Below are 10,546 nucleotides of genomic sequence, written 5' to 3'. Positions count from 1 at the left end.
CCCTCCGATCGCCGGGACCCTTCAAGAACGTAGGCGCACTACCTTCGGCAGTTCCGGGCGTCGACCGACGCGGGAGGCCGGTCACGAAGCGTGACGGCTCCGCTCGCGGGCGGCGCGCACGGTCGGTGGCAGATCCGGACGCCCCGCCAGGCCGATGGTCACACCCCGTGGCGCGGAGCAGCGACGCCTCCGGCATGGACTCCCTTTCCTGCCCGTCGGCCGGTGGCGGCAGGACTGTGCTCAGGTGGTTCGGCGGGCGGCGATGATGAGGAAGTTCGGGAGGTGGACGTAGGCGTCGATGCCGTCGGGGCCGTGGGCGGTGGCGTCGGGGTCGAGTCCGGGTTCTGCCAGTTCGGTGAGGTGGCAGCCGAGGCGGGTGACCTGGTTGAGGTAGGTGGACAGGGTGCGGTGGAAGTCGACGCCGTTGGGGCCGGGGATCTCGTACTCGGTGAGGTAGCGGTGGGTGCGGTACTCGCCATGTTCGCGCCAGGTGGGCCACAGCTGTTCGTAGCAGGGGTGGTTGACGGTGAACAAGAACAGCCCACCCGGTTTGAGCGCGTGTACGCAGGCGCGCATCGCACCGATCCAGTCCGGGATCGCGGGTAGGACCATACTGGCGACGACGGCGTCGAACGGTCCGCCGAGGTTCGGCAGGTCACACAGGTCGGCTTGGATGTACCGGATGCCCTGTGGGGCGGTGGTTTCCTGCTCGACGGCGAAGTCAAACAGCGACTGGCCGGGTTCGACGCCGACGACGGTGGCGCCGCGCCCGGCGAGGATCCGGCTGAGGTAGCCGTTGCCGCAACCGGCGTCGAGCACCCGCCGTTCGGTCAGGTCGCCGAGCATGCGTAGCAGGACGGGGTTGATCAGGTGGCGTTTGGCGAAGTCGCCGTCGAGTGCTGTTTGCTCCAACACTGTGCGGGGCATCGCTCCCCAGCGTTGGATGGCTGCATCGTTGGTCCACTCGGTCACGATCTACAGCTCCAATCCTTATGGCGATGGCGCGCACGGTCAGCGGCAGAAGCGGCCGAGTGCCGGCACCGCAGTCGACTTCCTGTTAATGACTCAGAGCGCGTCGAGGCTTGCTTCCTGCATCGTTCCGGTCGGGGTCATCCGGAACAGGCGGGGCGGCCCCATATGTTGGTGTGCCCGCTGGTAGTTGACTTCGCGTTCGGCCTGCTCCCGCCCCGTTGGGTCGGTCACCCGAAAGCCATGCAACGGGACGGTTTCCGCGTCGATGTCGTCCGGGGCAGGCTGCCCTTCGATCACGAAGCCGAACAGGGCACGTAGGGCCTCTTCGCCTAATTCAAGCGGATGGAACGGCAACGGATACGGACCCTGGTATGGCCATCCAGGTACCGGCTCGACAGGGTGTTCGCCAGCCCAGAACGGCAGCTCGAAGTCGTACGGCTCGCCGACGTTCTCCTCGATCCCATTGTCCGGTGACAGGCTCAGCGAGCGGACCAGGATCCCGTCTTCCCAGACGGCGAAGCACAGCCAGTCCACCACGGAATGCATGCCGTGCATGACGATCCGCCGACCAGCGCCGGCCGCGTACAAGTGTTCGGGGAGTTCGGACGGGCGGTCGAGCACCAGCCGGCGGTCGCACAGCAACTCGGCTCCGGCCAGCACGGTGGCGTAGGTGATGTCGTCCGGCGGGTACGGCCAGTCGAATAGCGTACCGTCGCCGACCCGCGACACCTCGTACACCGGGTGGACCCAGCGCACGAGTTCCTCAGCCTCTGCCGGATCGCACGGCGATGCGCCGAGCAACGCCGGAGGCAAGTCCCCATCAGTGAACGCAAGCAGCGAGGTCTTCGCGCCCATGCCCGCCCCTCAACAGTCCGCCGTGCGATGGCGGTTGACACGGTACCGGCAGTTGACCATGAAAGCGACCGCCGTCAGATCAAGGGCTCGCACCACCGCATGCAGACCTCGTTTACGACCGAGCGACCGGCGTTTGCGCGGATTGCGGCATGAGCGGATGTCCGTCGGCAGCATCTCGGCCCAGGCGGCCTTTGATTGCCGACTACTGTCAATGGACCTCTAGCTCGTCGTATGGCATACCGTCCCACACCGTGTAGGCGCGCTGCCGAACGACGGCGAGTACAGGCCTGGTCAGGAGAACGTCGCCAGCCCGTTGCACTTGAATGACGAGCCCCCACTCGTCGGCTCCGATGTCGCCTTCGGGGAAATACTGCGGGCTCGTTCCACGGGTGAGCATGAGTTCACGGAGTGCCGCGTCAAGCTGTGACGGCACACGGCCCACCAGCGGGATACCGTCCAACGAGACCTGTGGCCCGCAGAGGGCGTCGGCCACGACGCAGACGATCCCTTCCGAATCGCCGAAATACGCCGTTAGGGGAAGGCGGTACGACGGGGAGCCCGCAGTGCGGAACCCAGCACGCTGGTCGCCCTCGAAGGCGGAGCGGTGTGCCGGAGTCACGGTTGCTGTCCACTCGTCGAGGGCCGCTGCCGCCTGCTCGAAGCTCATTCCGAACCGCAGCGGGCCTACCCCGACCAGAGGCTGATAGACCCACTGGTGACGATCGCTCTCGGCCAAGACTTCCCACGTTGTCATGGCTCCCCACGGCAGACGGCACCGACTCCCCACGACGGTTCCCACCACCGCCCGATGTCGCCACCGGCCGCCCAGCGCATGCCGGACGGCGTTCCCAACCCGCAAGAGTGGGCTGCTCGCGTAGTCGGACAACGCGCGCTCATCGGCGCGAGCGTACGTACGACAACTGGTCGATGGCGTACGTAGAGTGACGGGGCGCCGGGTCCAGCGCGCCCGCTCGGCGGCAAATCCGTGCACCCGATCTTGATGGATAATTTTCATTCATGTGCATACGTAGCAATCCAGGCAAAGCAGTAGATCGGCCGTTGATGCACTGTTCGATACCCTCAACCTGCTCCTTGCTGCCGGCGCCCCGTTTGGCGCTACTGACTCCTTCGGCTACGCCAAGATCAATAGTGGAGGGTGGAGTATCCAAGCTTGCATTGACGCTGTATAACTGAACGCATGACCGATGTTTCGATTGCCCCCCATTCGGACTTCGACCGACTGTACTTCGGCAAGGACGATGCCGAGTCCGACGCAGGTAGCTCAGGTCTGCTTCGCGCCGGCTTTCTACGGACGGCGGCATTCAACATGGTCATGGACGGTCGAAAGCAGCTGCTCATTGGCCGCAAAGGCGCCGGAAAGAGTGCGATTTGCGTAGTACTGGCAGATAGTGCTGAGGCGGTGGCCTCTGTCGTTACTCCTGACGAGATATCGGCCGATGAGATTCGGCAGTTTGAGTTGCAAGGTTTGACACGTCAAACCGCGAAGCAGTTCATCTGGCGGTACGTACTGGCCGTGCAGGTTGCCAAGCTTGTGCTGTATCACGCTCGCGAGACTCACTCCAAGCAACCACCTTCGGTCAATCAGTTGCGCAAGTTTCTCTTGGAAAATGGGGAGCTCAACGAAGATCCGCGCTGGCACGAACGGTTTTGGAAAACTATCCAGAGATTGCGGTCGTCACTCTCACTTGAGGCGTTCGGCGTGACGGCCAGTATTGGGCTGGGCTCGGCAACCGCTCCGTCAGAAGGAATTCGAATCTCCCAACAGCTCGACGTCGTCGAGGAGCAGTTAGACTTCGCTATTCGCGACCTGCGCTGCCCGTCTGGGCATGGGCCCTTTCTAGTCCTTGTCGATCAGTTAGAGAAGGTTTGGTCGAACGATGTCAATTCTGATGACATGATCATCGGATTACTCACTGCAGCGAAACACTTGGCGGGCCGGTTTCGCGGCGTTCGTTGTGTCGTATGCATCCGATCTGACATTTACGATGCACTACAGTTTTTTGATCGGGACAAGTTCCGTGGTGACGAAATGCGCATTGAGTGGACGCCTGAGGCGCTCGTGAACATGCTCGTCGCCCGAGCCGAAGCATCCCTCGGCTCCGGCGACGCAGCCTCAAGATTGTTCGGCGACTACTTTACCAAGACCATCGACGGACGGCCGACCGAAGCCTACCTCGTAGAACGCACCTTAATGCGGCCTCGCGACCTGATTCAGCTCGCGAACCTATGCCGCGATACTGCGGCCAAGAATGGCCGGCGGCGTGTCACGGAGCAGGACGTTATCGAAGCCGAGCGACAGTACTCCGTGTGGAAGGTCCAGGATCTCGCTAACGAGTATCTCATCAACTATCCATTTCTTCCTGAGTTGTTCGTACTATTCCAAAACTCGGGATATATTGTTACTCTTGCCGCGCTCGATGAGCGAGTGCGTACGCTCTCCGAGACGCTGCGTGGCAGGCACCACCGCTTCGCATCCGTATTTACAACGCTTGGAGTCGCGTCCGTCCTCTACGGAATTGGGCTCATCGGTGTCCGCCGAGGCGACAAGTTCGAGTACGTGCATGGCAGAAACTCGCCACTCGATGGGACAGAGCAGGAGTTCTGCGTGCACCCCTGCTTCCGCCAAGCACTTCGCGCCACCGCGGCGGCCAACATCACGGCCTATCGGCCGTTGGCAGCCTGGTCGCCACACTCCGTGGGCCGTACCCCCAGCAGTTGGCTTGGGGCGAATGCCACAGTCCGCAGCGACGCGGCGCATGTGCTGTTCGATGCGTTAGAAGAGGCCGGCGAACGGGCTGCCCGGGTTTTCGATGCCGCGCCTATCTCCTCTGAGTTACGTGTGGAACTCCTCGCCAGCCTTGCTGCCATGCTGATCGACGTACGCGAAAGGGCGAATACTTCGGATTCATTGGAGTTAGCGGTCGAGCAGACGCACTGGGTTTCACAGTTCTTCATCCGTTTGGCGAATGACCTCGGCGCCGATGAGAATCTAGAGGTTATGGCCGTCCGAATTGACCGCATCGGGCGGGGCCTGGACGAATTGGCCCATGGACTGCCGCGCTACGGTCCACGTCCGTCCGAGCTCAGCTAGCCTTGCCTGCGGCCAGCCCCCCTGCGACCAGGCTTGCATGTCAAGGTCCTCAGGACATCCTCAATTCGGCGCACGTTTGGCAGCTGAACGATGGCGTACGGAGAGAAGCGGGGTGCCGGGTCCAGCGCGCCCGCTCGGCGGCTACTTATCTACTGGTCGTACGACCGCAGCCCGGCCAGGCTTGGTCGAGGTGACCGGCAGGGTCGCTCGCTCGCGGCTGTCCACCGTTATTTGGTGTGACTCACTCATGGCATGCGCCCTGCCGGTCACCGCGGCGCGGAGTGGCTCAAGAGCGCCTCTGTGTGTCAACCCATGCTGGTGGTGAGTTTGAGTTGATCTTTGGTGGGGTGGCGGTAGAGGACGTTGGTCAGGCGTCGTTTCAGAGCTCGGCGGGCTTCGGCGGGCGTTTTGCCTTCGTTGAGTTTGCGTTGGTAGTAAACACGGCCAGGGCCCGGATCGCGGGCTTGGACGAGCGCGATGGTGTGTAGGGCGGTGTTGAGTTGTCGGTTGCCGGTGGGGTTGAGTCGGTGGCGGCGGCGTTCGCCGCTGGAGGCCTCGAGTGGTGAGGTGCCGGCGTAGCTGGCGAAGTGGTCGGCGGTCGGGAAGCGGGTGACGTCACCGACGTGGCCGAGGATCTTTCCGGCGATGATGTGCCCGACGCCGCGGATGTCAGTGACGGTGGAGTGCGTCTCGTCTAGGACCTGCCGGATCTGGGCCTGGTTGGTGTGCAGCCGCCGATCCAGATGGCGTAGGTCGGCGACCATGTCACGGGCCAGGTTGCGGCGGCAGCTGTCGGTGGCGGTGAGCGGCCGGGTGTTTCGTAGCAACGCGGCGGCTTTGTCAGCGGTGAGGTCCAGGGCCGCGCCGCCGGGGAGCAGGTCGCGGAGCAGGACATGGAGTCGGTTGAGCAGTCGGACGCGTTCGCGGGCCAGGTCGTCGCGGCGTTCGGAGAGTAGTCGCAGTCGGGTGTGGTGGTCCTCGGCGACGACCTGGCGCAGCCGTTTGTGGCGCGTGGCGGCGTGGGCGACGCTGGTGGCGTCAGCGACGTCGGTCTTGCGGGTGCCGCCGGTGTCGAGGAGTCGGGCTCGGGCGGCGAGGGTGGCCGGCACGTCGACGACGTGCTCGCCGGCCGCAGCGAGTAGTTGCGCGATGCCGCGTCCCAGCCCAGCGGCGCCTTCGACGGCAAAGCGGCGCTGCGGCCAGCGAGCGGCCCAGCCGGTCAACGTCTTGTATGTCGCGGCGTTGACGGTGATGCGCCGCGATGCCACGGCCTTGCCGGTCTCGTCGAGAGCGACCGCGGTCAGGGAGGACTTGTGCGGGTCGATACCGATCGTGATCACGAGCGGGCTGGGTTCCTTCCATCAGGCGGACGAGGATCGCCGTGGCGGGCAGCCTGACTCCGAGAAAATTGGTGAGCACGCCTCTGTTGAGCCACGCCACGGCCGGGCGCCGGCCAGCGATGGCACGCTCTTGATGAGCCAGCCCGAAGGCGGCAAGGGGTTTGCGAGCCAGTGCCGACCGACGCCCTGACGCTACGGGCTGCAGACCCAAGCGCCTGACTCCAGTAGACAAGTCAGGGGTATGCCCAGCTCAAAGTAGCGCTGCCCTCCCGCCGACATCTTGTCGGATCAAGGGAGAGGCAGACAGGTGGCCCAGGTCATCATCGGCGTAGACCCGCACAAGCGCTCCGCAACCATCGAGGTCATCGACCAGCGCGAACGCGTGCTCGGCAAGGGCCGGTTCGGCACCGACCGCGACGGCTACCAGGCCATGCTCGCCGCCGGGCGGGAACACACCGACCGGATCTGGGCGGTCGAGGGCTGCAACGGCATCGGCCGGCACGTGGCCCAGCGCCTGGTCGCCGACGGCGAGACCGTCCTCGACGTGCCCGCGAAGCTGTCGGCCCGCGCCCGGGTGTTCTCCGCCGGCCAAGGCCGCAAGACTGACCCGGTCGACGCGCACTCGCCGGCAGCCACGTTACAAAGGCCTCCACACCGCACCGGCCAAGTCCCTATAAGCGGTCACGAACGCCCTGCGGTCCCGGTGACACCACCTCTGAGGTCATGACGACAGGAGCCATGAGTCATGCCGAAACCGCTGGCCTACACCCCAACACGAGGGCTCCAAAACGTAACGGGTGCCATGAGCGGACATGTCTGAAAACCAGACTGCTCGAACGCTTATCATCCTCAACGGCCCTGACTGCAGGGCCGAGGAGACCATCGCATCGCCGGGCGCCTAGTCGAGATCGTCAACCACAACTGCCTCGATGACCGGCTCAGGGGCTGCTTGCCAGACAGTCACAAGGATGGCAGATTCTCTTTCCCAGCCGACTTCGGGTATCCAGACGGCAGCGTGGAGCGAATCGTCTCGCAGTGATCTGACGCTGGCTTGCTGCCAGTGATCCGTGCCCTCGCGGGCGCGGCTCCAGTTGTACACCCGCAACTCGCCGAGCCGTGGAACGGGAAGTGAGACCCGACGGCATTGTCGTACGACAGCAAGTCGCGCAAGGAGGTCGAATTCGTCGCGTTCATCGTCAGTCGCGCGTCGGCCGTGTAGAAGGTCCGGCGCTGCTGCAGCACGTACCCGGCGCCCCACCAATACATGACTTGCGAGGCTCTTCAAGACGTCGTACGCAAAGTTCCCTACCACCCCCGTTGCCGCAGCGACAGCGGTCGCTAGTAGAAGCTCCTCGCTGCGGGAGTACTGAACAGTCCAACTCTCTTGCCAATCTTCCCCCGCGTCCGCGTCGTCGAGGACAAGGTCTTCGTCCGTCAGAGGAGCGGCGCCCTCTGTATCCGTTGCCCTGCGGTCCGTCTCCATAAGACGACGATAGACAGCTTGACGAAGCTGACTACAGCGAGGCGGCGGCCCCTTACAGTCAGGCGCATGCTCATCGGCAGTTCCGCGCCCCACCGGCGCCGAACGCCGCTCACGATGCGTGACGGCTCCGGCTGGGGTGCCGCGAACGATCGGCGGCATAAGCAGATGCCGGTACCACCCACTTTCATGACAGACCGAGACAGGCGTCGTCGGGAGCGGTCGCGCACGTGACATGGTGCAAGAGCCATAACGACTGATTGGCCTTCTGCCAGTTCGGCCAGTCAACGTCTGGGCAGCCGGATACCCCGCGAAGTTGCTCGAAGTGCCGGCGAATCCCACTCAACTGCTCGTGCTCTGCTGCGGAGAGGTGCCCTCGGTCTCGAGGCAGATCGAGGCGAGTTGGAGGACATCCGCGTCAGCCTTAGCGACCCTGCCCTGGTTTTGTATCAAGAAGCCGACCGTGTACATGGCTGCCCTTCTCGCATCGCCGTACCAGCAGGCTGGTGAGTTGGCGTTGAGCTCATTTTTCCTTGGGATCCGCTGGCCCAGGCGTTTCGCCTCCCGCTGCCGCTCCGCATACGCGGCCAGCTCGACCAACCGCCGGTCTCGGCTTGCAAGGAGTGCGTCCAACGCCCGGAGGAGCGCAGCCTCCTCCCGACGAAAGGCCCCCGCGATTTGTTCCAAGTATCCGAATGTGGCCAGGTAACCAATCGGTCGATAGCGCTCGACGCATCCCGCCAAGGCGTTGATTCGGCGTCCGTACGGCAGCGAGTGGTCACGTACCCTGCGTGCATAGGTACCGAAGCTCACACAGCAAGGCTAGCGATCTCGGCAATCGGATATCCGGGTCTGACGCCCCGGCGCTTGCCGAACCTGCTGCGAAGGGCGCACTCATCTCGGCAATTCCGCCCACCCCACCGGCGCCGAACGCTGCTCACGAGGCGTAACCGGCTCCGGCTGGGGTACCGCGCACGGTCGGCGGCAGAAGAGGATGCGCTCCCACCGGCGCGGCGCCAAGAACTCATGGCTCCCGCCTGGGTTTAGCCTTGGGTCAGCTCTCGCCGTTCGGGAACCCAGTCCACCGATTCGGCCGCCGAGAGGTCAGTGAATACGAGGACGGACTCGTCGCAGCGAGTGAACACCAATCGCTGCTGCGCAGACTCGTACAGTTCACCCGCCATCAACAGCAGCGGTCGGCCCTGAACGTGCAAGACCACCTCGGCCAGGATCTCTTCGTCCAGGAACGTCGAGACACCGTCGACCTCGCCGGTGGGCAACTCCGACAAGGTCCGCATGCGATAGGTTCCCGCCATACCCGCCCGGTCCGCCGAGTAGTCGCTAGCTGCCCGGCGCAGCCACAGACCCCATGCGCTGTCGTCCTGGTAAGTGCCGACGGTCACGAAGGTCCCGTCGCTGAGTGAGGCACCTAGGGTCAGTAGTTGCAAACATGGCACGGAGGGATCCTCGAACTGCGGGCCACCGGCAGCAATTTCCTCCCGCAGCGCCATCTCAACGCCCATCCAAGCCGTGATGTGCTGGCCGCGGAGCTGGCCAAACTCCCGAACTCTTTCCGCGATCCAGCCATCCCGCGCCATGCCTCAGTATCTCCGACGACGTCCATGGTCGCGCCGCCGGGGCATCCGCTCATCGACACGACTGCACGCTGGGCGCTGCCGTCCTCGCCACGTTCTGTGACCCCCGGTCGGCGGCATGAGCGGATGCCGGATCTGCAGCTGTGGTCGGGCGGCGACCTACGGCGCTGTGTGCTTCTGGGGCGATGGTGGTGTTAGATCGTTCCGGTGCTCGATTGGCGCTCGACGTGGGATGTGCGGGGTGATTCGGGCGTCCGCGTCGGGGTGCTGCTCGGCCGGCTCGCTCGTCAGCCTGATGCTGTCGGCGTATGGGCTGAACTGGAGGACCGGCTTGTTGTAGTGGGAGAGTGTTGCTGTTCGGCGGGGTTCGCCGCGCTGCCCGGACTCGCCCGGCTCGCGCGGTGCGGCACCACTGAGCATCGAGATCGGGCGGTGGACCTCGCGGCGCTGATCGTACGAACCCTGCACCGGTACGACGAGCACGACGACCTGGTGCGGGCCGATCCGCAGGCCCTCGCGGTGCTGCACCGTCTCGCTCAAGCCCGCCTGCCGGAATGTGCCGGTCCCGAGCTGGTCCGGCGGCTACAGGACGCCCTCGCCTTTGCCGGGTACACATTCTGGGCCTCGGTCAGCCTGGACTTCACAGACGAGCACTACCACCTGCACTGCCCCCACTGCGCTGCCCGGCTGGTGATCGTGATCGGCGGCTACGGCCACTACTCGGCAGTCCGCGACCACGACGACGGCGACATTCACCGGGTTCCGCTCGCCCCTGCCATCCCCGAGGACCTGACGGGCATCGGTCGATGGGTACACGGCGTCGCCACCGCAGCCGGCGACGCGACTCTTGCCGGCGGTATCACCTACCTGTTCGGCCGGGCCACCTGCGGCATGTGTGGCAGCAGGTTCGACCTCGCCGACTGGTTCGAGGCCGAGAACACTCCCGGCCAGCCCATCGACCCGATCGTGCCGCGAACCGACCGTTCAGCCTGACATGGCGACCAACCCCACGATCGACTGCCGGCCAGGAAAGGCTGCTATCCGCGATGCTGTACCTGCCGCCCGCCGCGCACGGTCGGCGGCAGATGAGGGTGGCTGGGCTGCGCTCAACGAGTGGGGTCTGGTAGCTGTTGCGACTAACGTCACCGTGATGGCCGGGGTGAAGGTGATCGGGCACGAGCTGGTTGAGCCC

Annotated in this window: 11 protein-coding genes; 4 read left to right on the top strand and 7 right to left on the bottom strand. The window is 64.7% G+C overall.

Annotation, left to right across the window (positions count from 1 at the left end; genetic code table 11):
* Nucleotides 1-240 precede the first annotated feature (240 nt).
* The 3 genes from Pen02_RS41170 to Pen02_RS41160 form a co-directional block, all read right to left on the bottom strand.
* Entirely contained in the window at nucleotides 241-927 is a 687-nt protein-coding gene (locus Pen02_RS41170) for a class I SAM-dependent methyltransferase (protein ID WP_203871642.1), read from the bottom strand.
* 138 nt (nucleotides 928-1,065) lie between these two features.
* Nucleotides 1,066-1,827, bottom strand: a complete 762-nt coding sequence (locus Pen02_RS41165) for a DUF6928 family protein (RefSeq protein ID WP_239142040.1) — start codon at nucleotides 1,825-1,827, stop codon at nucleotides 1,066-1,068.
* 208 nt (nucleotides 1,828-2,035) lie between these two features.
* Complete coding sequence (locus tag Pen02_RS41160) at nucleotides 2,036-2,581, bottom strand: hypothetical protein (protein WP_203871641.1); 546 nt, start codon at nucleotides 2,579-2,581, stop codon at nucleotides 2,036-2,038.
* Between the two features lie 444 nt (nucleotides 2,582-3,025).
* On the opposite strand from Pen02_RS41160, the gene Pen02_RS41155 reads away from it, so the two are divergent.
* Complete coding sequence (locus Pen02_RS41155) at nucleotides 3,026-4,939, top strand: P-loop ATPase, Sll1717 family (RefSeq protein WP_203871640.1); 1,914 nt, start codon at nucleotides 3,026-3,028, stop codon at nucleotides 4,937-4,939.
* 305 nt (nucleotides 4,940-5,244) lie between these two features.
* Here Pen02_RS41155 and Pen02_RS41150 read toward each other — a convergent pair whose 3' ends face one another.
* Complete coding sequence (locus tag Pen02_RS41150; protein ID WP_203871639.1) at nucleotides 5,245-6,279, bottom strand: IS110 family RNA-guided transposase; 1,035 nt, start codon at nucleotides 6,277-6,279, stop codon at nucleotides 5,245-5,247.
* Nucleotides 6,280-6,586: 307 nt separating this feature from the next.
* Here Pen02_RS41150 and Pen02_RS41145 point away from each other — a divergent pair, with 307 nt between their 5' ends.
* On the top strand, nucleotides 6,587-7,006 hold the full coding sequence (locus Pen02_RS41145; RefSeq protein WP_239142039.1) for an IS110 family transposase: 420 nt from the start codon (nucleotides 6,587-6,589) through the stop codon (nucleotides 7,004-7,006).
* A gap of 171 nt (nucleotides 7,007-7,177) precedes the next feature.
* Here the strand turns inward: Pen02_RS41145 and Pen02_RS41140 are convergent, their stop codons facing one another.
* The 3 genes from Pen02_RS41140 to Pen02_RS41130 all read right to left on the bottom strand — a co-directional run bounded on the left by Pen02_RS41140 (nucleotide 7,178) and on the right by Pen02_RS41130 (nucleotide 9,357).
* The gene (locus Pen02_RS41140; RefSeq protein WP_203871638.1) at nucleotides 7,178-7,762 is read right to left on the bottom strand and encodes a hypothetical protein; all 585 of its coding nucleotides are present in this window, start codon (nucleotides 7,760-7,762) and stop codon (nucleotides 7,178-7,180) included.
* Between the two features lie 339 nt (nucleotides 7,763-8,101).
* Nucleotides 8,102-8,572, bottom strand: a complete 471-nt coding sequence (locus Pen02_RS41135) for a hypothetical protein (protein WP_203871637.1) — start codon at nucleotides 8,570-8,572, stop codon at nucleotides 8,102-8,104.
* Nucleotides 8,573-8,802: 230 nt separating this feature from the next.
* The gene (locus tag Pen02_RS41130; protein ID WP_203871636.1) at nucleotides 8,803-9,357 is read right to left on the bottom strand and encodes a hypothetical protein; all 555 of its coding nucleotides are present in this window, start codon (nucleotides 9,355-9,357) and stop codon (nucleotides 8,803-8,805) included.
* Between the two features lie 204 nt (nucleotides 9,358-9,561).
* Here Pen02_RS41130 and Pen02_RS41125 point away from each other — a divergent pair, with 204 nt between their 5' ends.
* Both Pen02_RS41125 and Pen02_RS41120 read left to right on the top strand, forming a co-directional pair.
* Nucleotides 9,562-10,347, top strand: a complete 786-nt coding sequence (locus Pen02_RS41125; RefSeq protein ID WP_203871635.1) for a hypothetical protein — start codon at nucleotides 9,562-9,564, stop codon at nucleotides 10,345-10,347.
* A 1-nt stretch (nucleotide 10,348) separates the two neighbouring features.
* Nucleotides 10,349-10,546 (top strand): hypothetical protein (locus tag Pen02_RS41120; protein ID WP_203871634.1); only part of this gene is annotated, 198 nt, incomplete at its 3' end.

The organism is Plantactinospora endophytica (genome assembly GCF_016862915.1).
Lineage (GTDB): Bacteria > Actinomycetota > Actinomycetes > Mycobacteriales > Micromonosporaceae > Plantactinospora > Plantactinospora endophytica.
This window is presented reverse-complemented; position numbering and strand designations above follow the sequence as displayed.